This is a genomic window from Streptomyces sp. NPDC086080, assembly GCF_044540255.1.
Classification (GTDB): Bacteria; Actinomycetota; Actinomycetes; order Streptomycetales; family Streptomycetaceae; genus Streptomyces.
Genome location: NZ_JBITRU010000031.1, coordinates 50,683 through 72,029 on the forward strand (window position 1 = coordinate 50,683; position 21,347 = coordinate 72,029).

At 73.2% G+C, this 21,347-nt stretch carries 17 protein-coding genes and 1 tRNA gene; 11 read left to right on the forward strand and 7 right to left on the reverse strand.

The annotated features are described in order from the left end of the window. The 4 genes from ACIF9R_RS29730 to ACIF9R_RS29745 form a co-directional block, all read right to left on the reverse strand. A partial coding sequence (locus ACIF9R_RS29730; RefSeq protein ID WP_399985475.1) for a Gfo/Idh/MocA family protein occupies positions 1-1,008 on the reverse strand: 1,008 nt, incomplete at its 3' end. Then, the gene (locus ACIF9R_RS29735; protein ID WP_399985476.1) at positions 1,005-2,009 is read right to left on the reverse strand and encodes a Gfo/Idh/MocA family oxidoreductase; all 1,005 of its coding nucleotides are present in this window, start codon (positions 2,007-2,009) and stop codon (positions 1,005-1,007) included. The genes ACIF9R_RS29730 and ACIF9R_RS29735, both read right to left, overlap by 4 nt. 146 nt (positions 2,010-2,155) lie before the next feature. Beyond that, the gene (locus ACIF9R_RS29740) at positions 2,156-2,932 is read right to left on the reverse strand and encodes an SDR family oxidoreductase (RefSeq protein WP_399985477.1); all 777 of its coding nucleotides are present in this window, start codon (positions 2,930-2,932) and stop codon (positions 2,156-2,158) included. A 19-nt stretch (positions 2,933-2,951) separates the two neighbouring features. Next, positions 2,952-4,124: a phytanoyl-CoA dioxygenase family protein gene (locus ACIF9R_RS29745; RefSeq protein WP_399985531.1), complete on the reverse strand. Its 1,173-nt coding sequence runs from the start codon at positions 4,122-4,124 to the stop codon at positions 2,952-2,954. A 119-nt stretch (positions 4,125-4,243) separates the two neighbouring features. Here ACIF9R_RS29745 and ACIF9R_RS29750 point away from each other — a divergent pair, with 119 nt between their 5' ends. Continuing rightward, a complete protein-coding gene (locus tag ACIF9R_RS29750) occupies positions 4,244-5,278 on the forward strand; it encodes a LacI family DNA-binding transcriptional regulator (protein WP_399985478.1) in 1,035 nt (344 codons plus the stop codon). Positions 5,279-5,332: 54 nt separating this feature from the next. Further along, on the forward strand, positions 5,333-5,935 hold the full coding sequence (locus ACIF9R_RS29755; RefSeq protein WP_399985479.1) for a TMEM175 family protein: 603 nt from the start codon (positions 5,333-5,335) through the stop codon (positions 5,933-5,935). Between the two features lie 242 nt (positions 5,936-6,177). On the opposite strand, the gene ACIF9R_RS29760 is transcribed toward ACIF9R_RS29755, so the two are convergent. Beyond that, positions 6,178-7,335, reverse strand: a complete 1,158-nt coding sequence (locus tag ACIF9R_RS29760; protein ID WP_399985480.1) for a Gfo/Idh/MocA family protein — start codon at positions 7,333-7,335, stop codon at positions 6,178-6,180. A 185-nt stretch (positions 7,336-7,520) separates the two neighbouring features. On the opposite strand from ACIF9R_RS29760, the gene ACIF9R_RS29765 reads away from it, so the two are divergent. The 7 genes from ACIF9R_RS29765 (at position 7,521) to ACIF9R_RS29795 (ending at position 13,766) form a co-directional block, all read left to right on the forward strand. Beyond that, positions 7,521-8,171 (forward strand): GntR family transcriptional regulator, encoded by a 651-nt coding sequence (locus tag ACIF9R_RS29765; RefSeq protein WP_399985481.1) that lies wholly within the window; start codon positions 7,521-7,523, stop codon positions 8,169-8,171. Between the two features lie 48 nt (positions 8,172-8,219). Next, positions 8,220-8,972: a PIG-L deacetylase family protein gene (locus tag ACIF9R_RS29770; protein ID WP_399985482.1), complete on the forward strand. Its 753-nt coding sequence runs from the start codon at positions 8,220-8,222 to the stop codon at positions 8,970-8,972. After that, on the forward strand, positions 8,969-9,676 hold the full coding sequence (locus ACIF9R_RS29775; RefSeq protein WP_399985483.1) for a 4-carboxy-4-hydroxy-2-oxoadipate aldolase/oxaloacetate decarboxylase: 708 nt from the start codon (positions 8,969-8,971) through the stop codon (positions 9,674-9,676). Before ACIF9R_RS29770 ends, ACIF9R_RS29775 begins: the two co-directional genes overlap by 4 nt. Further along, positions 9,673-10,788, forward strand: a complete 1,116-nt coding sequence (locus ACIF9R_RS29780) for a 4-oxalomesaconate tautomerase (protein WP_399985484.1) — start codon at positions 9,673-9,675, stop codon at positions 10,786-10,788. The genes ACIF9R_RS29775 and ACIF9R_RS29780 overlap by 4 nt, the downstream gene beginning before the upstream one ends. Further along, positions 10,769-11,719, forward strand: coding sequence for a VOC family protein (locus ACIF9R_RS29785; protein WP_399985485.1), 951 nt, complete (start codon positions 10,769-10,771; stop codon positions 11,717-11,719). The genes ACIF9R_RS29780 and ACIF9R_RS29785 overlap by 20 nt, the downstream gene beginning before the upstream one ends. Before the next feature lie 171 nt (positions 11,720-11,890). Then, positions 11,891-13,213: an MFS transporter gene (locus ACIF9R_RS29790; protein WP_399985486.1), complete on the forward strand. Its 1,323-nt coding sequence runs from the start codon at positions 11,891-11,893 to the stop codon at positions 13,211-13,213. A 479-nt stretch (positions 13,214-13,692) separates the two neighbouring features. Further along, positions 13,693-13,766: transfer RNA gene (locus tag ACIF9R_RS29795), tRNA-Pro, on the forward strand. Between the two features lie 159 nt (positions 13,767-13,925). Here ACIF9R_RS29795 and ACIF9R_RS29800 read toward each other — a convergent pair. After that, positions 13,926-15,011 carry a M12 family metallopeptidase gene (locus tag ACIF9R_RS29800; protein WP_399985487.1) on the reverse strand — a complete coding sequence of 362 codons (1,086 nt, stop codon included), beginning with the start codon at positions 15,009-15,011 and terminating at the stop codon, positions 13,926-13,928. A 96-nt stretch (positions 15,012-15,107) separates the two neighbouring features. Between ACIF9R_RS29800 and ACIF9R_RS29805 the strand changes: the two genes are divergently transcribed. Next, positions 15,108-16,844, forward strand: a complete 1,737-nt coding sequence (locus tag ACIF9R_RS29805; protein ID WP_399985488.1) for a LuxR C-terminal-related transcriptional regulator — start codon at positions 15,108-15,110, stop codon at positions 16,842-16,844. Positions 16,845-17,146: 302 nt separating this feature from the next. On the opposite strand, the gene ACIF9R_RS29810 is transcribed toward ACIF9R_RS29805, so the two are convergent. After that, positions 17,147-19,714, reverse strand: a complete 2,568-nt coding sequence (locus ACIF9R_RS29810) for a CHAT domain-containing protein (protein ID WP_399985532.1) — start codon at positions 19,712-19,714, stop codon at positions 17,147-17,149. Positions 19,715-19,879: 165 nt separating this feature from the next. On the opposite strand from ACIF9R_RS29810, the gene ACIF9R_RS29815 reads away from it, so the two are divergent. Next, positions 19,880-21,310, forward strand: a complete 1,431-nt coding sequence (locus tag ACIF9R_RS29815; protein ID WP_399985489.1) for a S8/S53 family peptidase — start codon at positions 19,880-19,882, stop codon at positions 21,308-21,310. Positions 21,311-21,347: the final 37 nt, after the last annotated feature.

Below are 21,347 nucleotides of genomic sequence, written 5' to 3' on the forward strand. Positions count from 1 at the left end.
GGTCCGGGGACGCGGAGCGAGCCCCGCCGCCTCGTAGCACGCGTCGATCAGCCGCATCGTCGTCACCGCGTCGTCCGGCCCCAGCGGCAGCGGAGCGCCCTCGCGCACGCGGGCGGCGAACGCCTCCAGCTGATACGTGTACGACGAGCGGGTGCCGAGGTGTTCCGTGCGTTCGCCGTCGGGGGTGCGGATCACGACGCGGTCGTCCTGCTGGGGGAGCACGAAGTTCGGGGCCGTCGCCTCGCCCCGGCTGCCGGTCAGCCGGATGCTCATCTTCAGCCGGTCGTACGCCATGTGGCAGCGGGCGGTGCCCGTCGCGCCGCCCGGGAACTCCAGGCCGGCGTCCAGCCACTCGTCCACGCCCGGCGCGCCCGCCCGCTCACCGGCCCGCGCGGAGCGCAGCCGCGGGGCGCCGCCCGCCCAGGGGGCGAGCATGCGCAGCGCGTGCAGGCCGTAGCAGCCGAGGTCCATCAGGGCGCCGCCGGCCAGCGGCAGCGACCAGCGGGGGTCCCCGGCCTCCGGGGCGGGGATCGCCACCATGGCCTCCACGTGGCGGAGTTCGCCGAGTTCACCGGAGGCCAGCAGTTCGTGCAGCCGCCGGGTGACCGGGTGGAAGAGGTAGTGGAAAGCCTCCATGAAGACCGTGCCGGACCGTGCGGCCGCCTCCCGCACCTCCTCGGCCTCCGCCGCGTTGCTCGCGGACGGCTTCTCCGTCAGGACGTGCTTGCCGGCCGCCAGCGCGGCCCGGTTCCACGGGCCGTGCAGTCCGTTGGCGAGCGGGTTGTAGACGACCTCGACCTCGGGGTCGGCCAGCAGTTCGGCGTAGGAGCCGAGGGTCCGCTCGATGCCGTGCGCGGCGGCGAAGGCCTCCGCGCGGGAGCGGTCGCGGGCGGCCACCGCGACCAGACGGTGCCCGCCCGCCCGGGCCGGGACGATCAGGGAACGCTCGGTGATCCGCGCCGCTCCCAGGACTCCTATGCGCAACGGTTCCCGGCCGGACTCGCTCATGCCTGCCGTACCTCCTCGACGGTGACGGGACGGTGCTCGTGCAGGGACAGTGTGCACGCCTCGGCGATCCAGCCCGCCTCCAGAGCGTCGGCGATGGTGCACGGCGAAGGGCGGGTGCCGGCCACCACCTCGGTGAACGCCGTGAGTTCGGCGCGGTAGGCGGTGGTGAAGCGGTCCATGAAGAAGTCGTGCGGGGTGCCCGCGGGAAAGGCCACGCCCGGCTCCACCGACCGCAGCGGCAGTTTGTCCTCCAGCCCTACCGCGATGGAGTCCCGGAAACCGTGGATCTCCATCCGGACGTCGTAACCCCGGGCGTTGTGGCGGCTGTTGGAGACCACCGCGAGGGTGCCGTCGTCCAGGGTGAGGACCGCGCCGGTGGTGTCGGCGTCGCCCGCCTCCTTGATGTAGCCGGCACCCCGGTTGCCGCCGGCCGCGTACACCTCGGTCACCTCCCGGCCGGTCACCCAGCGGATGATGTCGAAGTCGTGCACCGAGCAGTCCCGGAAGATGCCCCCGGACGCGGCGATGTACGCGGCCGGCGGCGGCGCCGGGTCCAGCGTGGTCGAGCGCACGGTGTGCAGTGCGCCCAGCTCCCCGCCCCGTACGGCGGACCGCGCGGCGGCGAAGCCCGCGTCGAAGCGGCGGTTGAAGCCGATCTGGACCGGCACGTCCCGCCCCGCGACGGCCTTCAGCACCTCGACGCCCTCGGCCATGGTGCGGGCCACGGGCTTCTCGCAGAAGACGGGCACGCCCGCCTCCACGCAGGCCAGGATCAGCGCCGGGTGGGCGTCGGTCGCGGCGGCCACGACCACACCGTCCACCCCGGCCGCGAGCAGGGCGTCGGGGGAGTCCGCGACCTCGGCGCCGAACCGTTCGGCGGCGGCCTTCGCGGCGTCCGTGAACGGGTCGGAGACGACGAGGGACTCGACGGCGCCGAGCCCGGACAGGGTCTCGGCGTGGAAGGCGCCGATCCGGCCGAGGCCGAGGATTCCGATGCGCATGGGGGCGGTGCTCCTTCGGTGCGGGGGTGCGGGGGTGCGGGGGTGCGGGGGTGCGGGGGTGCGGGGGTGCGGGGGTGCCGGGGGTGCAGGGGGTGCCGGGGGTGAGGAGTTGTGGGGGTGTGTACGGGCCGGGGTGGAACGGGGGATCAGTCGAGGCCGCCGAGGACGTTCTGGTCCCAGTCGATCACGGACCCGGTGACCACCCCGGAACGGTCGGAGAGCAGCAGGACCACGAAGTCGGCGATCTCGTCCGGCCGGCCGAGCCTGCCCATCGGCAGCCGCGCGGCGGCCTGTTCGCGCCAGTCGTCCCCGGCGCCGTGGAAGGCGCGCTGGGTGGCGTCCTCGCCCTCGGTGGCGGTCCAGCCGATGTTCAGGCCGTTGATCCGGATCCGGTCCCAGCGGTGGGCGTGCGCGGCGTTCCGGGTGAGACCGATCAGCCCGGCCTTCGCGGCGACGTACGGCGCGAGGAACGGCTGTCCGCCGTGCGCCGACGAGGTGATGACGTTGACCACGGTACCGGGCTCCCCGCGCCGCACCATGTCCGCGACGGCGGCCTGCATGGCGAAGAAGGGCGCCCTGAGGTTGATGGCGATGTGCTGGTCGAACAGCTCGGGCGTGGTGTCCAGCAGCGTGCCGCGCGAGGTCAGACCGGCGGAGTTCACCAGGCAGTCGATCCGCCCGTACGCCTCCACCACCCGGGCGACCGAGGCCTTGGCCTGCTCGGCCTCCGCCAGGTCGGCCCGTACATACATCGCCGTGCCGCCCCCCTCGGTCAGCTCGGCGACCAGCGCCTCACCGGGTTCCGCACGCCGTCCGCTGACGGCGACGACCGCCCCCTCACGGACCGCGGCCCGCGCGACGGCGGCACCGACGCCCTGGCTGCCGCCGTTGACGAGGACGATCCTGTCGTCGAGAAGTCCCATGGTGTCTCCGGCTTCCTTCTCAGCTCTCGCGCCGCTTGGCGCCGGCCCGCAGCTCGTCCCGCAGGGTCCGCGCGGTCCACCCCTCGCGCAGCGCCCGCCGTACGACGTCGGCCTGCGAGGGCGGCGCCAGACCGTCGGCCGGCGGGTCGTTGTCCAGGTTGGTGGGGAAGGGGTACCCCTCGGCACTGGCCGCGATCACGTTCTCCAGCCACTGCTCCCCGGCGCCCTCGGCCTTGCGGCCCAGCAGCACCGGGTACACGGCGCCCGCCACGGCCTCGCGGTCCACGCTCTCCATGGCCCGCCCGAAGGCGGAGGACACCTGGAGCAGGTTGGCCATCCGCCGGATGTCCGCCGAGTGGTTGGCGCCGGCGGCGTGGAACAGCGCCGGGTTGAAGAACACCGCGTCGCCCTTGGCGAGCGGCAACTGCACGTGGTGCTCCTCGAAGTACGCGTGGAACTCCGGGAGCCGCCAGGCGAGGTAGCCGGGCTCGTACTTCTGCGAGTGCGGCAGGTAGAGCGTGGGCCCGGACTCGACGGGCATGTCGCAGTGCGCCACCGCGCCCTGAAGGGTGAGCACGGGGGAGAGGCGGTGGACGTGGGCCGGGTAGCGGGCGGCGGCCTCGCCCGAGAGGAAGCCGAGGTGGTAGTCGCGGTGCACGGTCTGCGCGGCACCGCCCGGGTTGACCACGTTGACCTGCGAGGTGACCTGGTAGCCGGGGCCCAGCCAGGCCGCGGAGACCAGGGCGATCACATCGTTGGCGTAGTAGTCGGCGAACCCCTGCGGGTCGTACAGGGCGGCCTTCTCCAGCGCGTTCCACACCCGGTCGTTGGCGCCCGGTGTGGCGAAGTGGTCCCCGGACGCCGCGCCCGAGGCACGCTGCTCGGCGATCAGGGCGTCGAACACGGCGGTGGTCCGGTCCACGACCGCGGGATCGGGGAAGGCGCCGCGGATCACCACGATGCCGGGCCCTTCGGCGAGGGCGTGCACCAGTTCCGCCTGGACGGCGAGGCGGTCGGCGAGGGCGAGCCGCTCGGCGTCGTAGAGCAGTACGTCACGCTCGACGGCACTGGCGTGGGGGTAGGGGGCGAGGTCGGTCTGCTGCTCGACCAGGGCGCGCAGGGCGTCCAGGTCGCAGTCCCGCTCGGACAGCCGGGCGGCCTGTCCGGGGGCCCGCACGGAGGAGGCGGACATGAGGTCGTCCCTTCTGGTCACGTCCGGTCACGGTGCGACGCGGCTGGTGTCATTCTTGTCAGTACAAACCCTTCGAACAACCAGCAGGAAGCCTTCAAAAACCCCTCAGGAGCCGCCGTATGGGCCACCCCTTCCCGCTCCGGGAAATCGCACGTCAGGCCGGGTTGAGCGAGGCCACGGTGGACCGCGTCCTCAACGGCCGGGGAGGAGTGCGGGAGAGCACCGCGCAGGAGGTGCACCGCGCGATCGCCGACCTGGACCGCCAGCGCACCCAGGTCCGGCTCGTCGGCCGGACCTTCATGGTGGACATCGTGATGCAGTCGCCGGAGCGCTTCTCCACCGCCGTCCGTGCCGCCCTGGAGGCCGAACTGCCCTCCCTGCACCCGGCGGTGGTGCGCTCGCGCTTCCACTTCCGCGAGACGGGACCGGCGCGGGAAATGGTCGCGACGCTCGACCGGATCGGCCGGCGCGGCTCGCAGGGCGTCCTGCTCAAGGCGCCCGATGTTCCCGAGATCACCGCCGCCGTCGGGCGGCTGGCGGCGGCCGGTGTCCCGGTGGTGACCCTGGTGACGGACCTGCCCGCCAGTGCCCGGATCGGCCATGTCGGCAGCGACAACCGGGCGGCGGGCGCCACCGCCGCCTACCTCGTGGGGCAGTGGCTGGGCGACCGTCCTGGCAACGTGCTCACCAGCCTCTCCAGCGGCTTCTTCCGCAACGAGGAGGAGCGCGAGATGGGCTTCCGCGGCGCGATGCGCGCCCGTCACCCCGGACGGGCCCTCGTCGAGATCGCGGAGGGGCAGGGCCTGGACGCCACCCAGTACGACCTGGTCCGGGCCGCCCTGGACCGCGATCCGGAGATCCGCGCGGTCTACTCGATCGGCGGCGGCAACATCGCCACCCTGCGCGCCTTCGAGGACGCCGGGCGTGAGTGCGCCGTGTTCGTCGCCCACGACCTCGACCACGACAACACGCGGCTGCTGCGCGAGCACCGGTTGTCCGCCGTGCTCCATCACGATCTCCGCCACGACCTGCGGGAGGCCTGCCATCTCGTGATGCGCGCCCACGGCGCCCTGCCGCCCGCCGGTCCCACCCTGCCCTCCGCCATCCAGGTGGTGACCCCCTACAACATGCCGCCTCCGACGGTGCCCGGGTGACGGCCCAGGCGTGGGTACCGCGCCACCGGGCCGGGGCTGCCTACGGTCGTGCCCATGAGGAAACCGACCCCGGAAGGCGGTCCGGAGCGGCTGGTCGCGCTCGCCGACGGCGTGTTCGCCATCGCCATCACCCTGCTGGTCCTGGATGTGTCCGTGCCGCAGGGGCTGGACCCGGGGGAGTACCACCAGGCCCTGCGGGACACGCTGCCCAACCTGGGCGCCTACGCGATCACCCTGGCAGTTCTGGCCGGCTTCTGGCGCGACCACCGGGCGATCTTCCGCACCGTCCGGCAGGTGGACGGGGACGTGATCGCGCTGACCGTGCTGGGGCTGGGCATCGCGGCACTGCTGCCGTTCCCGACCGCGCTGGTCTCCGAGTACGGTGACGAGACCGTCTCGGTGATCATCTACTCGGCGGCGGTCGCGTCGCTCGGCGCGGTTCACCTCGCGCTGGCCGCCCTCGTCGTCCGGCGTCCCTGGCTGCGCGGCGGGGCGGCGCCGGTACGGGACGAGGTGCTGTCCGCCATCGATCTGGGGGTGACGGTGGTGGTGTTCCTGGTGACCATCCCGCTGGTGCTGATCATCGGGCCCGCCGCCATGTGGTGGTGGCTGGTCCTGGTACCGGTCAAGGTGTGGCTGGGGCGCAGGGAGACCTGACGCCTATGGGGCGCGTCCAGGTCGGCTCTCTCGCCCCCGCCGCCCCTTCCCGTCCCGTCCCTGGGCTGCGCCCCCAGACCCCCTTCGCGCCCACGCGGCGGAGCCGCAATGGCACAGCCCCGCGCCCCTGAAGGGGCGCGGGGAACTGCGCGAGCAACCCCCACTCACCCGCACGTCGGGGTCGAAGGGGCAACGCCCCTGGAGGACGGGACGGTAAGGGGCGGCGGGGGCGGAAAAAGACGTCAGAACGCCACCGGCACCCACGCCCCCCTCTCCACCGACCGCGCCATCGCGTCCAGCACGGCCGCACTGTGCACCGCGTCCGCCGGCGTCGCCCCGTACGGGACGCCCTCCGCCACGGACCGCAGGAAGCGGTACGCCTCGATCACCTTCAGATCGTCATAGCCCATGGCGTTCGCCGCACCCGGCTGGAACGCGCCGAACTCCCCGTCCCCCGGCCCCACATACACCGTACTGACCGGCTGGTCCTGGTACGCCGTCCCCCGGCTGACGCCCAGTTCGTTCATCCGCCGGAAGTCCCAGAACACCGCCCCCCGCGTCCCGTGCACCTCGAAGCCGTAGTTGTTCTGCTCGCCCACCGACACCCGGCAGGCCTCCAGCACCCCTCGCGCGCCGGAGGCGAACCGCAGCAGGCAGTTGACGTAGTCCTCGTTCTCCACCGGACCGGGTTCGCCGCCCTCCGCGCGGGAGTGGCCGGCCGTGGCGCCCGCCGGGCGGGGCCGCTCGGGCAGGAAGACCGCCGTGTCGGCGGTCAGCGAGGCGATGTCGCCGAGCAGGAAGCGGGCCAGGTCGGCGCCGTGCGAGGCCAGGTCGCCCAGTACTCCGCTGCCGCCCCGCTCCCGCTCGTAGCGCCAGGTCAGGGCGCCTTCCGGATGGGCGGCGTAGTCACTGAACAGCCGGATACGGGCATGGGTGACCGTGCCGATCCCGCCGGAGGCGATCAGCTCACGGGCCGCCTCCACGGCGGGCGCGTTGCGGTAGTTGAAGCCGACCGCGCCCTGGACCCCGGCCTCGGCGACCGCGTCCGCCACCGCGCGGGCGTCCTCCGGGCCGAGGCCCACCGGCTTCTCGATCCAGATGTGCTTGCCGGCCTCGGCCATCGCGACACCGATCTCGCGGTGCAGGAAGTTCGGGGCGGTGATGCTGACCGCCCGGACGCGCGGGTCGGCGGCCACCTCGCGCCAGTCGTGGGCGGTCGAGGCGAAGCCGTACCGCGCGGCGGCCTCCTCGGCCCGGCCCGGCACCTCCTCGGCGACCGTGATCAGCTCCGGGCGCAGGGCCAGGTGCGGATAGTGGTGCCGCACGCGCGCGTACGCCTGGGTGTGCACCCGCCCCATCCAGCCGAATCCGACGACCGCGACACCCAGCGCATCCACCATGACAGCCTCTCTCCGGCCCGGTCCGTGTCCTGTCCGCTCACCCTCCGCGGCCGCTGAACATCATGTCAACCTTTTGACAGGACATTTTGCGGAGTGTGGACGCCCGCAATCTGGAGAACAAAATTGTTGACAATCTTGTTTCGCTAGATTTATGTTCGACAGGCACTCACTCAGGGAGGGCAACCATGCCGAACCAAGCCCAGCCGGGCACCGGAGAGCAGGCGAAACAGCTTGCGCTCGGGCAGCTTCGGGAGGCGATCCTGCGTGGCGACATGGCGCCGGCGCAGCGGCTGGTGGAGAACGAACTGGCCGAGCAGTTCGGCGTGACCCGGGCCAGCATCCGGGCCGCGCTGATCGAGCTGGAGTCACAGGGACTGGTGGAGCGGATCCGCAACCGTGGTTCACGGGTGCGGGTGGTGACCGTGGACGAAGCGGTCGCCATCACCGAGTGCCGCCTGGTCCTCGAAGGGCTCTGCGCGGCGAAGGCGGCGGCCGCCGTCACCGACGCGCAGGTCACCGAGCTCAACGCCCTGGGCATGTCGATGCGCAAGGCCGTGGCCGACGGCGAACCGCTCGTCTACTCGGAGCTCAACCACGAACTCCACGCCCGGATCCGGGAGTTCTCCGGCCAGCTGACGGCCGTGGAACTGCTGGAACGGCTCAACGCCCAGCTGGTGCGCCACCGTTTCCAGCTGGCACTGCGCCCGGGACGGCCGCAGCAGTCCCTGAACGAGCATCTGGCCATGATCGAGGCGATCGGGGCCAGGGACCCGCAGGCGGCCGAGGCGGCCGTCCGCGCCCACCTCACCAGCGTGATCGAGGCGCTGCGCGACTGACACACGCACCGAGGCGGGCGTCACCTGTCACCAAGGAGAACTTCAGACATGACGCATGGCAAGGCGCCCGCCGCGGCACCACGCTCGACACTCGTCGTCACCGCCCACGCGGGGGACTTCGTGTGGCGGGCGGGCGGAGCGATCGCCCTGGCCGCCTCGCGCGGGGAGAAGGTCACCATCGCGTGCCTGACCTTCGGCGAGCGTGGCGAGTCCGCCAAGGCCTGGCGGGAGGGGAAGAAGCTGGCGGAGATCAAGGCTGTCCGCCGGGCGGAGGCCGAGAAGGCCGCCGCCACCCTCGGCGCCGGGGTCCGCTTCTTCGACGCCGGCGACTACCCGCTGCTCGTCACCCCCGAACTGACCGACCGGCTCGTTGAGTTGTACCGCGCCACCCAGCCCGACGTGGTGCTCACCCATCCCGTCGAGGACCCGTACAACGGCGATCACCCTGCCGCCAACCGCATGGCCCTGGAGGCCCGCGTCCTCGCCCAGGCGATCGGCTACCCGGGCGAGGGCGAGATCATCGGCGCCCCGCCCGTCTTCTACTTCGAGCCGCACCAGCCCGAGATGAGCGGTTTCCGGCCCGAAGTGCTCCTCGACATCACCGAGGTGTGGGACACCAAGCGCGAGGCCATGGAGTGCCTCGGCGCCCAGCAGCACCTGTGGGACTACTACACCGACCTGGCCGTCCGCCGAGGCGTCCAGCTCAAGCGCAACGCGGGCCCCAACCTCGGCCTGCCGCACCGAACCATGGCCGAGGCGTTCATGCGCCCGTACCCGCAGATCGCGAAGGAGCTGGCATGAGCGGCGTGATCGTCACCAACCCCCCGAAGGCCGGTGCCGAGGACGTCGAGGCGCTCGCCGGGTACGGCGTGGCCACGATCAGCGAGGCCATGGGCCGCACCGGGCTGCTCGGACCGGAACTGCGCCCCGTCCAGCAGGGAGCACGGATCGCCGGGACCGCCGTCACCGTCCTCTCCTGGCCCGGCGACAACCTGATGATCCATGCCGCCGTGGAGCAGTGCGGCGAGGGTGACATCCTGGTCGTCACCACCACCTCCCCGTCCACCGACGGCATGTTCGGCGAACTGTTCGCCACCGCGCTGCAACGGCGCGGTGTGCGCGGCCTGGTCATCAACGCGGGCATCCGCGACACGCAGGAGTTGCGCGAGATGGGCTTCGCCGCCTGGTCCCGGACGGTCTCCGCCCAGGGCACGGTGAAGGCCACCGGAGGTTCGGTGAACGTGCCGGTCGCCATCGACGGGCAGGTGATCCGCCCCGGTGACGTGATCGTTGCCGACGACGACGGCGTGGTGGTCGTACCCCGTGCGGAGGCCCGTCGCACGGCCGAGGCGTCCGAGGCGCGCGAGAAGAAGGAGGCCGCCTCCCGCGCCGCCTTCATCGAGGGGCAACTCGGCCTGGACCGTTACGGGTTGCGCGAGAAGCTGAGGCAACTGGGTGTGACCTACCAGTCGTACGACGCGTACGCGGCCGGGGAGCGGCCGTGACCGGCTCCGACGGGGTGCGCTGCATGCTGATGCGCGGCGGCACCTCCAAGGGCGGCTACTTCCTGGCCGGGGACCTGCCCGCCGACCCCGCCGCCCGCGACCCGCTGCTGCTGCGGATCATGGGCAGCCCCGACCCGCGCCAGATCGACGGCCTGGGGGGCGCCCACCCGCTGACCAGTAAGGTCGCGGTGGTCTCCCGCTCGGCCGATCCGGACGCGGATGTCGACTACCTGTTCCTCCAGGTCGCGGTGGACACGCCCGAGGTCACCGACCGGCAGAACTGCGGCAACCTCCTCGCAGGAGTGGGCCCGTTCGCCGTCGAGCGCGGACTCGTGCCGGCCGGGGACGACGAGACGTCCGTACGCATCCGCATGCTCAACACCGGCGAACGCGCCGTCGCCACCTTCCCGACCCCGAGCGGCCGGGTCGACCACACGGGGGACGCCGGGATCTCCGGCGTCCCGGGAACGGCCGCCCCCGTCGTCATCGAGTTCCCGCAGGCCCACCGCCCGCTGCTGCCCACCGGCAACGTCCGCGACACGATCGCCGGCACCGAGGTGACCTGCGTCGACAACGGGATGCCGGTGGTGCTGATCCCGGCGGCCGAGCTGAAGGTCACCGGGTACGAGACACCCGGGGACCTGGAAGAGGACGTGCTCCTCGCCGACCGCCTCAGCAGGATCCGGCTGGCGGCCGGGCACCTGATGGGGCTCGGGGACGTCGAGGGCGCCACCGTGCCCAAGCTGACCCTCCTCGCGCCGCCCCGGCACGGCGGCGCGGTCACCACCCGCACCTTCCTACCCGTGCGCTGCCACACCTCCATAGGCGTCCTCGGCGCCGCGAGCGTGGCCGCCGGACTACGTGTCGCCGGCGGGGTGGGGGAGGGGATCGCGCGACTCCCCGCCGCCGGCGACCGCGTACGGGTCGAACATCCCACCGGCTTCCTGGACATCGACGTCCGCCTCGATCCCGACGGCCCCGTGGTGCGCCGCACAGCCGTCGTACGCACCGCGCGCAAGATCTTCGACGGCACGGTCTTCCCCCGATCCGCCGAATCGGCACCGATTCCCGCACAACGCCCCGGAGGCACCCATGACTCCCCCGCTCGGTGACATCGCCCACCTTGGCCACGCCCAGCTGTTCACCCCCGACCTGGACGCCAGCGTCGCCTTCTTCACCGACTACCTCGGCCTGACGGTCAACGGCCAGGACGGCGACACCGTCTACCTGCGCACCTACGACGACTACGAACACCACAGCCTGGTGCTCACCGCCCGCGAGCGGCCCGGCCTCGGCCGGCTCGCGCTGCGCACCTCCAGTGAGGAGGCCCTGCGACGCCGGGTGGCGAGCCTGGAGGCGGCGGGCCGGACCGGGAAGTGGGTCGAGGACGAACCCGGCATCGGCAGGCTCTACCTCACCGCCGACCCCGACGGCCACGAGCACGCCCTGTACTGGGAGAGCGAGCACTACCGGGCTCCCGAGGAACTGCGGCCGGCGCTGAAGAACCAGCCGCAGGCCAAACCCAACCGGGGTGTCGGTGTACGCCGCCTCGACCACATCAACTTCCTCGCTGCGGACGTGCTCACCAACGCCGGGTTCCAGGAAGAACTCCTCGGGGCCCGGCCCACCGAGCAGATCCGGCTCGACTCCGGGAAGATCGCCGCCCGCTGGCTGACCTTCACCGACAAGTCCTACGACGTCGTCTACACCGAGGACTGGACCGGCTCCTCCGGTCGGCTGCACCACATCGCCTTCGCCACCGACACCCGCGAGGACATCCTGCGCGCGGCCGATCTCGCCATCGACACCGGGGTGTTCATCGAGACGGGTCCGCACAAGCACGCCATCCAGCAGACGTTCTTCCTGTACGTCTACGAGCCGGGCGGCAACCGCATCGAGCTGTGCAATCCGCTCACCCGTCTGGTACTGGCGCCCGACTGGCCGCTGGTCACCTGGACCGAGGCGGAGCGCGCCAAGGGCCAGGCCTGGGGGCTGCAGACCATCGCGTCGTTCCACACCCACGGCACACCGCCGGCCGCCTGACGGCCACCGCAGCACCAGGGGGGCGGGTCGCGCATGTCCAGCGCGACCCGCCCTTAAATCGTTGCCACGATTGTTAACAAAAGCGTTGACACTTGATGAGCGGGGTCCTTAGCGTCGCCCCATCACACGTCCCCTCCAGGGAAACTCCTCCTGGACGAGAGGAAAACAACGATGCCCTCCTCCCCGCTGTTCGCCCGCGGCAGCAGACTGGCCCTGCTGGCCATAGGCCTCTGCTGGCTCGCCGTGCTCTTCGACGGCCTGGACATGTTCATCTACGGCTCGGTGCTGCCCCACATGCTGGAGCAGAAGGCCCTCGGCATCACCCCGGGCCAGGCCGGTGACCTGGGCAGCTACGCCACCTTCGGCATGCTCGTGGGCGCGCTGACCGCGGGAACGGTCGCCGACCGCATCGGCCGCAAGAAGCTGATGGTCGCCTGTGTCGCGCTCTTCTCGCTGGCCTCCGGCCTCTGCGCGGTCTCGAACAGCGTCGCCGTCTTCGGCCTGGGCCGGACCCTGGCCGGCCTGGGCCTCGGCGGGCTGCTCCCCACCGCGATCAGCATGGTCTCCGACTACGCCCCGCGCGGTCGCGCCGCCATCACCATCGGCCTGCTGATGACCGCCCACCACGTCGGCGGCATCCTCTCCGCCTACGTGGCCCTGTGGATCGTCGAGCCGCTCGGCTGGCGCGCCGCCTTCTGGGTCTGCGTGTCCCCGCTGCTCTTCGTCCCCGTACTCGCCCGCTTCCTGCCCGAGTCGCTGAGCTTCCTCGTCGCCCGCGGCCGCTCCGGCGAGGCCCGCGCACTGGCCGACCGCTACGACGTCGAACTGCCCGAGGCCAGGAACCGGACCACCGGGGGCGGCCTCCGGGCCGGCCTGCTCAACCTGTTCCGCGGCGGCGAGTGGGTCCAGACCCTGCTGTACTGGCTGGCCTCCTTCGGCGGGCTGCTCCTCGTCTACGGCGTCGCCGTCTGGCTGCCCACCCTGATGCGCAGTGAGGGCTACGAACTCGGCTCCGCGCTCACCTTCGTCGTCCTCTTCAACCTCGGCGGCATCGTCGGCATGCTGGTGGCGGGCCGGGCCTCCGACCGCTTCGGCGCCCCGCGCATCTCGGCGATCTGGTTCGCGCTGACCGCCGGCGGCGTCTTCCTGCTCAGCGTCCACATGCCGCTCGCGCTGACCTTCGCGGTCGTGTTCCTCACCGGCGTGTTCCTCAACAGTGCCCAGACGATGGTCTACGCGACCGTCTCCATCGGCTCCACCCCCGCCAACCGGGCCACCGCGGTCGGCTGGACCTCCGGCATGGGCCGCTTCGGCGCCGTTTTCGGGCCGTGGCTGGGCGGCCAGCTCCTGGCCGCGGGCAAGGCCGACTGGGGCTTCACCGCCTTCGCCCTGGCCGGCACGGCGTCGATGGTGTTCATCGGCATCGCCGCACTGCGGAGCACGCGCCCGTCGCGGCAGGACGGCGAGCCGCGCAAGCCGGTCACCGCCGGCTGAACCGCCCCACCCGCACAGTGCCCCGCGCCCCTGGACCCATGGGCGCGGGGCACCGTGTGCTCCGGGACCGGTGCTTTCCGGTGTGCAGCTTCACCTCGCATGTGACGGAACCCCGTCCGACGCGGAGGCCGCCAAGGTCAACCCGGAGTTCATCCCAAGGGCAGCCCCGAGGCGATCAAGGCCGGCACCACCGCACACGGCATCCTGACCACGCTGAAGGGCCTGCCGGCCGCCGACGGTGTGCACCACCCCGGCGAGCGCGGCGCGACCGTGGCCGCCGAACAGGGCATCCCGGTGGTCCCGAAGGTATGGCGCGAACCGGGCGAGCGCGCTCGCGCCGGGTCCCGGACCGGCGAGCGGCTGAACCCGCGGCACCCGCCACGAGGGGGGAGGAGGGCCGTCCCGGCGCGTCCGGCGCCACCGCTCCCATGCGGTAAGGTTGACCTGTGTGATCACGTGGTTCACCACGCGAGCCGCATCGGGACGTGGCGCAGCTTGGTAGCGCACTTGACTGGGGGTCAAGGGGTCGCAGGTTCAAATCCTGTCGTCCCGACGGAAGCCGACAGGGAGCCGTACCGGAATCATCCGGTACGGCTCCCGTCGTGCGTGGGCCGGGAGGCGCCGGTCCCTCCTCCCCCGAAGGTGACCGACGCCTCCCGGCCGCTCCCCCGGCGCCGGAAATGGCTCTGGTGTCCGCGGCCGGCCGGTGCCGTTACCAGCACATGGCCGCGGTCGTGCCCGGCCCCCACGCGGAGTACAGGCGGATACGGACGTGATAGCGGCGGCCCTTGACCAGCCGGGCCACGATGGTCGCGTCCCGCGCGGTGCCGCCGTCGTCGTCACCGGCGAGGAAGCGGGGCTCCCCGTCCCGCTCCTCGAACAGCACGACGACCCGGTCGGCGTCGCCGAAGGTGCCCACCGTGTAGTCGCGGGTCTCCGGCGGGTCGATCCGGAAGTCCGCCTGTTCCCCCGGCCCCAGACCCAGCGGCACCGAGTGGAACGGCACCAGCGCGGGCGGCGACTCCGATGAGGCCGGCGGATAGCGGCGGAGCACGAACTCCTTGTCCCCCGGGGACAGGGTGCCCGGCGGATGCACACCCCCGCGGTACTGTTCCGGCTCCAGGATCAGTCCCGGCGGGAACGTGGACTGCATGATCGACTGGGGGTCCCAGACGGAGCCGTCGACCTCGTCGGGGCCGAGCTTGCGCAGGATGGTGTCGTACGTCCTGTCCCGGCTGAAGTGGTGCGGCGGGCCCGCCAGTTCGGCGTACACGGCCTCCTCGTCCCAGTGGATACCGGCGTACGGGCTCTGGTGCTCGTGCAGCATGCCCAGCGCGTGCCCGATCTGGTGCAGGGCCGCCGCGCGTTCACCCGGCGCGGTCAGGTCCCAGCCGAGGTTCATGGTCCGCTCGTGCACGCCGATCCGCAGCGCGTCCCTGCCCACGGCCGACCAGGAGCCGTCAGCGCGCTGGAACCCGATGCGCAGCTCCGCCTCCGTGCGGTCGGGGACCTCGGCGAACGTCACACCGAGACCGAGCCCCCGCCACTCCTCGAAGCACTCACGCACCACGTCCTGCTGCTCCTCGGCCCCGCCCCAGGGAACCCAGCGGGTCCGTCCGGTCCCGGGTACCGCGATCCGCGAACCGTCCTGGTCGCCGTCGAGGAAGCAGTAGTGCAGCACCGTGCCGTTGACCCACAGCCGCCGTCCGCCAATCAGCGCGCCGAGCCGCTCGGCGGCCAGCCCCGGCGCGTACGCGGGGGCCGACTGCCGCGGCAGCGAGCAGTGGCGAGCGGTCATGCGCCCCAGGCTGCCCGGTGGCCCGGCCGGGGCACCTGAGTCGGGGTCTGCTCAAGTGGCCGTGTATCAGGACTGAGTATCCGTGCTCCCCTTCTCGTGACGACTTCACGACGGGACGCCATCGAGCCGCACGAGATACCCCGGGGGGAGGTGGGGAGACCGCTGCGGCCCTGGCCGTTCACCGGCCGGGAGGACGAACTCGACCTGATACAGCGGTCGCTGAGCGGCGCCGGACGCGGACTGGTGCTGACCGGGCCGTCCGGGCGGGGCAAGACCCGGCTGGCCACCGAGGCCGTCCACGGAAGGGACTGCGTACGGGTCACCGGAACCCCGCACAGCCGGCACCTCCCCTTCGCCGCCTTCGCCCGCCTGCTGCCGGAGCCCGTCACCCTGCACCGGGCGCTGCACCAGCTCTCCGGGACGCGGACGCTGCTGGTGGACGACGCCCACCTCCTCGACGACGCCTCCGCCGCGCTGCTCCACCAGATCGCCGTGCACGGGCAGACCCGGCTGCTGGTCGTCGTCACCGACGACGAGCCGGTACCGGCCGCCGTGTCCCGGCTGTGGACGGGGGAGCTGCTGCCCCGCCTGGCCCTGACGCCGCTGCCCCGGGAGGAGACCACGCGGCTGCTCTCGGCGGACGCGGACAGCGGCCCCGAGCCGCTCACCGCGAAGTGGCTGCATCGACTGTGCGACGGGGACCTGCGGTTGCTGCGGGAACTCGCGGAAGCCGTACGCGCGTCCGGCCGGCGCACCGGTGCGCCGGGCCCCTGGGCCGTGCGTGGCCCGCTGCCCCTCACCCCGGCGGTACGCCGGCACCTCGCCCACGTGCTGGACTGCGCCCGCCCCGGGGAGCGCGAGATCCTCGACCGGCTCGCCTTCGCCGAACCCCTGCCCCTTGCCGCGGACGACCTCGACCTCTCCGCCCTCGAACAGCTGGAGGCCGACGGGCTGATCCACGCCGACGACCACGGTCGGATCCGCCTGGCCCGCCCCCTGCACGGCCCGGTTCTGCGCTCCGCCGCCGGCCGGCTGCGCACCCGCCGGCTCGCCCGCCCACCCGAGGAGCGTGCCCTCGCCCTGGACGCCGAGGCGGCCGCACTGGCGGAGCGGATCGAGCGTGCCGACGTCTCGGTGGCGGAGGCGCCGGTGGGCGACTGGCTCGTGGGGGAGGGAGCCCGGATCCCGGCCCGGTACGCGGCCCTGCGCGCCCGGTACGCGCGGCTGCGCGGCGAACTCCGGGAGGCCGCCGCCTGGGCCCGCGAGGGTCTGCGCACCGACCCGGCGGACCACCCGTGCCGCACGGAACTCGCCCGCGCCGGGGCGCTCCCCGGGACGAACGGCGATCCGTATGACGCGGTGCGCCTCGGCACCCCCGAGCGGGCCGGGGACCGGCTCACCGGCGTCTTCGCCGACCACGCGGACGCCCTCGTCCGGGCCGACGGACCCGCCCTGGACCGGGTGGCGGAGGAACTGCGGCGGCGCGGCTTCCTGCTCTTCGCCGCCGAGGCGTACGCCCAGGCGGTGCCCGCCCACCGCGAACCGCTCGCCGCCCGCACCGCCCGCACCCGCGCGGTCGCGCTCGCCCGCCGTTGCGAGGACCCGGACACACCCGCGCTTGCGGGGCTGGTACTGGGTGAACTCACCGTGCGGCAGCGGCAGATCGTCGCGCTGGCGGCGGCGGGACTGAGCAACCGGCAGATCGCGGAACGCCTGACCCTGTCCGTCCGGACGGTCGGAAACCACCTGTACGGGGCGTACACACGACTGGGTGCGCCAAGCCGTTCCCATCTGCCCCGTCTCACGGAGCCACTGGAGGCCCGGTCCGCGTGAAGTGCGCCGAGCGCCGGGGGGTCGGCAGGGTGCGGGGCTGCGGGTGGTTCGCGCAGTTCCCCGCGCCCCTTTGGGTGTGTTGAGCCGTTCCCGTATGCCCCGTCTCACGGAGCCACTGCAAGCCCAGCCCGTGTGACGTGTGCCGAGTGCGGGGGCCGGCAGGGTGTGTGGCTGCGGGTGGTCGTTGGCTGGTCGCGCAGTTCCCCGCGCCCCTTCAAGGTGGGTCAGCCGCACCGACCTTCAAGGGGCGCGGGGAACTGCGCGAGCAACCACGAACCACCCGCGGACGCCCACCGGCAGGTTCACGCCGCCCCGAACGCGGTGAAGGCCCACCCCGTGGCCCGGTGCAGGGCGTCCGCCGGAAGGCCGGCGCGGGCATCGCGCAGGGCCTCCGCCAGGGAGAGCCCCGCGTCCAGGCCCTCGTGGAGGGCGATCATCAGCGGCACGACCGCCGCGTCGTTGACCGGCGCGCTGCACGCCACCACCCCCGCCGTGCCCAGCGGCAGCAACGCCGTCACCAGCCCCAGCAGTTCGTCCGCCCCCACCGTCGCGAACCGGGCCGTGTCGCAGCACGACAGGATGATCCGGTACGGACTGCGCTCCAGCCGCTCGAAGTCGTGCACGATCAGCGGCCCGTCCGCCATCCGCAGCGACGAGAACAACGGCCCGTCCGCGCGGAACGCGCCGTGCGCGGCGATGTGCGCCAGCGCGGCCCCGTCCAGTTCCGTCAGCACCCGCGGCACCGCCGCGTCCTCGTCCTCCAGGACCGTCGCACCGCCGTAGCGGCCGGCCAGTTCGGACACCTCCGCGCCGCCCGTCGCCAGCCCCGGACCCCGCACCAGCACCTGACGGCCTCCGCGCGGCGGCACCGTCTCCTTCGCGCGCAGCCAACTGCTCGCCGACGGCGACACGTTCAGCACCCGCTCCCGAAGCGACGGCAGCACCGCCCAGGGCACCCGGTGCAGCCGCCCCGGCGGCACGATCACCACCGGCCCGTCACCGAGATGCGCCGCGGCCGGACCCAGCAGCAGCTCCTCCAGCCGGCGGCCCGCCGCCTCCACCACCGGCAGCCGTGCCTGAGCGCCCGGATGGGCCAGCCGCCGCAGCCCCGCCTGTACATGCTCGGCCTCGGTCTCGGCCGCCGCCAGCAGCCCCGCCTCGAACCGCCGCACCCTGCCCTGCCCGCACAGCAGTACCTGCACCCGCCCGTCGAGCACGGCCAGCTCCACCAGCCGTACGTCCTCGCCCAGCCGCGCGAGGAGCCGGCCGGCGTCGAAGCGGTCCCCGCCGTCCGGCGCCTCGCCGCGCATGTGCAGTGTCCGGGCCCGGATCTCCCTTTCCAGACGCCGTTGTTCCCGCTCCAGGACCGGCACGGGCCTGCCCTCCATGCGGGCCTCCTCCGCGCGGGAGGCGATCTCCCGGTACGCGGTCATGTCGCTGAGCAGCGCGGGGTCGGCCGGAGGCCGGGTGGGCGGTGCCGACAGGGCGGTGGCCCGCCAGCGTTCGCTCCACACCAGCAGCCGCCGCGACCCGCCCGAGACCAGGCTCGCCCGCTGCGCGAGAGCGGCCAGCTCCGCGCCCTGCGCGGTGGCGCGGGCCCGCAACTCCGAGGCGCCCAGCGTCATCCGGTGGTCGTCGAGCACGTCCAGGCCGCGCCGGCACGCCTCCAGCACCCCGCGCGAGGAACCGGCGGCCTGCGCGCGCAACGCCTGCGCCGCCCAGCCCGTCATCCGCGCGAGCGGCGGTCCGCCGTGTCTGCTCCGCGCGGCCAGCGCCAGATGCCGCTCCGCGTCCGCCGTCCAGCCGAGCTCCAGCGCGATCCGGCCCGCGAGCAGCGAGGCCTCGGGGGCCGCCGGAGCGCCGAGCGCGAGCAGCTTCTCCGCCACCGCCGCCGCGTCCGCGACCAGCCGGCCCGAACCCCGCCCCGCCGCGTGCCGGGCCCCGGTCAGCACCAGCCGCGCGTGCGCCTCCCACCAGGCGCGCCGCTGCCCGGCGAACAGCCGTGCGGCCAGCGCCGCACGCGCGATCGCCGTCTGCGGCTCGTCGGCCAGCCGTGCCGCCCGCGCGGCGGCCAGCAGCAGTTCCGCCTTGCGCGTCGACTGCCCGCCGATCCCGTCCAGGGCCCCGAGCGCCGTGTCCGCCTCGGCCAGCGCCTCCGTGGCCAGCCCCGCCGCCATCAGCACCTCGCAGCGCCGGATGCTCAGCATGAAGGTGGGAGTGCCCAGCTTGGCGTACCGCTCCTCCGCCTCGGCGAGCAGCCGCAGCGCCGCCGGGACGTCGCCCGAGCGGAACGCCGCTAGCCCCCGGCTCTCCACGGCGTCCGCCTTGTCGTGCTCCTGGCCGGTGGTCTCCCACAGGGCCTCCGCCGCAGTGAAGTCGGCGGTCGCCCGGTCCACCGATCCCAGCGCCAGATGGACCGTCGCCCGCAGCGTCAGCGCCCGCGCCGTCCAGATCACGTCATCGGCCTGCCGCAGTACGGGAATCGCCCGCCGTACGTCCTCCAGCGCCTCCTTGTGATGGCCCAGCACCCAGGACGAGTACGCAAGACGGAACAGCACCCGCGCGCGGGTGAGCCCGGTACCGCGCTCGACACCCCGGCGCAGGGCGTCCATGCCCTGGCGGGTGCGCCCCGCGTGCACCAGCGCGACCCCGAGGGTGCCGAGGACGTCCGCCTCCCGCTCGGCCGAGTCCGCGCGCGCCGCCCAGGCCCGCGCCCGGCGCAGATGGCGCAGCGCGAGCCGCATGTCGCCGAAGTCCCGCTGCCAGATGCCGATCACCTGATGGGCGACCGAGGCGTGCAGCGGCGCGGGCCGGCCGCTCAGGACCTCTTCCGCCCTCCACAGCGCTTCACCCGGGGCGGCGAACACCATCGGCAGCAGTTCCAGCACCGTGTCGCTTCCCGCTGTCACCCCACGATGGTAGTGGTCGGTCACCACGCCCCACAGACACGACGTTGTATCAAATACCCGCCCTGCGACTCCGAATCACGACAGCTCCGCGGCCCCGGCCGCCGTCGCCCCAGTGGAGGACATGCCATGGCACCACAGCGATTCCGTGAGCAGTTCGCACAGATCCAGCGCTCCATGCCCGACATCCCCCTGGCGATGGGGCCGGACGACGCGGGCGAGTTCCTCTACGAGAAGGGCGTCGTCCTGGCCCGCGACGGAGAGGAGGCCCGGGTCGTCGAGGACACCGTGCGGCAGCACTTCACCACGTTCGCCGGCCTCGCCCCCGACCGGGTGCGCCGGGCGGGCCCGGAGACCAACCGCTCCGGCATCACCCGTATCCAGGTCGCCGACCCGGGCGAGGGCGACGGCAGCGGCGACCCGGCGGTCGCGGGCGCCCTGCGCGCGCTCTCGGCGGCCGAGGGACGCACCGGGCGGCGGCTGGTCAGCCGCAACCACGTGGTCTCGATCGCCGTCAACGCCTGTCCCGGCGACGAGCCCGTGCCCGTGGCACCCGGCGCGCAGCCCAATCCGGGCGCCGCTGCGGGCGACCACGACCCGGACAGCGCCGTCGGCGTCCTCGTCATCGACACCGGCCTCATGCACGACCACCTCTCCTACCCGCTGCTCGCCCACACCCGCGGCGACGCCCAGGTCGCCGAGTGCGACGACGACGGCGTACTCCAGCAGTACTGCGGCCACGGCACGTTCATCGCTGGACTCGTCGCCGCCGTCGCCCCCAACACCGACATCACCGTCCGGGGCACGCTCAACGACGCCGGGGCCATCCTGGAGTCCGAGTTCGGCGAGAAGCTCTTCGAGGCCGTCGACGAGGAGGGCTGGCCCGACGTCATCAGCCTCTCCGCGGGCACCTCCAACGGCCGCACCGACGGCCTCCTGGGCATCGACGCCTTCATGCGGGAACTGCGCGAGCAGCACACCCTGCTGGTCGCCGCCGCCGGCAACAACGGCAGCGCGACACCCTTCTGGCCCGCCGCGTACGCCGATCTGCCCGGCTACGAGAACGCGGTGCTGTCCGTCGGCGCGCTGCGCGGGGACGGCGAGTTCGGCGCCTGCTTCAGCAACCACGGCGGCTGGGTGAAGGCGTACGCACCCGGTGAGCGTCTCACCAGCGCCCTCACCGGCTTCGACACCCCTGTCCCGTACGTGTACCAGCATTCCACCTACGACGCCTGCCGCTACGGCTTCAGCTACGCCTGCACCTGCCTCCACCCCCGCCACACCGGCGTGTTGAGCGAGGACGGCGGCTCCGCCAAGCCGGACCAGGTGATGTTCGAAGGGCTCGCCCAGTGGAGCGGGACCTCCTTCGCCACCCCCGTCGCCGTCGGCATGATCGCCGCCCACATGACGGGGCAGGCGGAGACCGACCCGCGCAAGGCACGCCGCCAACTGATGGACGCCGTCACCGAGTTCGCCGAAGTGCGCGGGGCACACGTTCCCGCGCTGCTGCCGCCCACCTGGCGCGCCGTGCGCGTCTCACCACCCTCGGCACGGACATGAGGACCGGAGCCGTCCCCTCCGCGGCGTACCATGACGT

Coding starts and splice junctions, on each gene's coding strand:
- ACIF9R_RS29810 (WP_399985532.1), bottom strand. CDS start 19,714: ATGGTGTTCGCCGCCCCGGGTGAAGCGCTGTGGAGGGCGGAAGAGGTC.
- ACIF9R_RS29745 (WP_399985531.1), bottom strand. CDS start 4,124: ATGTCCGCCTCCTCCGTGCGGGCCCCCGGACAGGCCGCCCGGCTGTCC.
- ACIF9R_RS29735 (WP_399985476.1), bottom strand. CDS start 2,009: ATGCGCATCGGAATCCTCGGCCTCGGCCGGATCGGCGCCTTCCACGCC.
- ACIF9R_RS29790 (WP_399985486.1), top strand. CDS start 11,891: ATGCCCTCCTCCCCGCTGTTCGCCCGCGGCAGCAGACTGGCCCTGCTG.
- ACIF9R_RS29785 (WP_399985485.1), top strand. CDS start 10,769: ATGACTCCCCCGCTCGGTGACATCGCCCACCTTGGCCACGCCCAGCTG.
- ACIF9R_RS29760 (WP_399985480.1), bottom strand. CDS start 7,335: ATGGTGGATGCGCTGGGTGTCGCGGTCGTCGGATTCGGCTGGATGGGG.
- ACIF9R_RS29775 (WP_399985483.1), top strand. CDS start 8,969: ATGAGCGGCGTGATCGTCACCAACCCCCCGAAGGCCGGTGCCGAGGAC.
- ACIF9R_RS29815 (WP_399985489.1), top strand. CDS start 19,880: ATGGCACCACAGCGATTCCGTGAGCAGTTCGCACAGATCCAGCGCTCC.
- ACIF9R_RS29800 (WP_399985487.1), bottom strand. CDS start 15,011: ATGACCGCTCGCCACTGCTCGCTGCCGCGGCAGTCGGCCCCCGCGTAC.
- ACIF9R_RS29770 (WP_399985482.1), top strand. CDS start 8,220: ATGACGCATGGCAAGGCGCCCGCCGCGGCACCACGCTCGACACTCGTC.
- ACIF9R_RS29740 (WP_399985477.1), bottom strand. CDS start 2,932: ATGGGACTTCTCGACGACAGGATCGTCCTCGTCAACGGCGGCAGCCAG.
- ACIF9R_RS29755 (WP_399985479.1), top strand. CDS start 5,333: ATGAGGAAACCGACCCCGGAAGGCGGTCCGGAGCGGCTGGTCGCGCTC.
- ACIF9R_RS29765 (WP_399985481.1), top strand. CDS start 7,521: ATGCCGAACCAAGCCCAGCCGGGCACCGGAGAGCAGGCGAAACAGCTT.
- ACIF9R_RS29750 (WP_399985478.1), top strand. CDS start 4,244: ATGGGCCACCCCTTCCCGCTCCGGGAAATCGCACGTCAGGCCGGGTTG.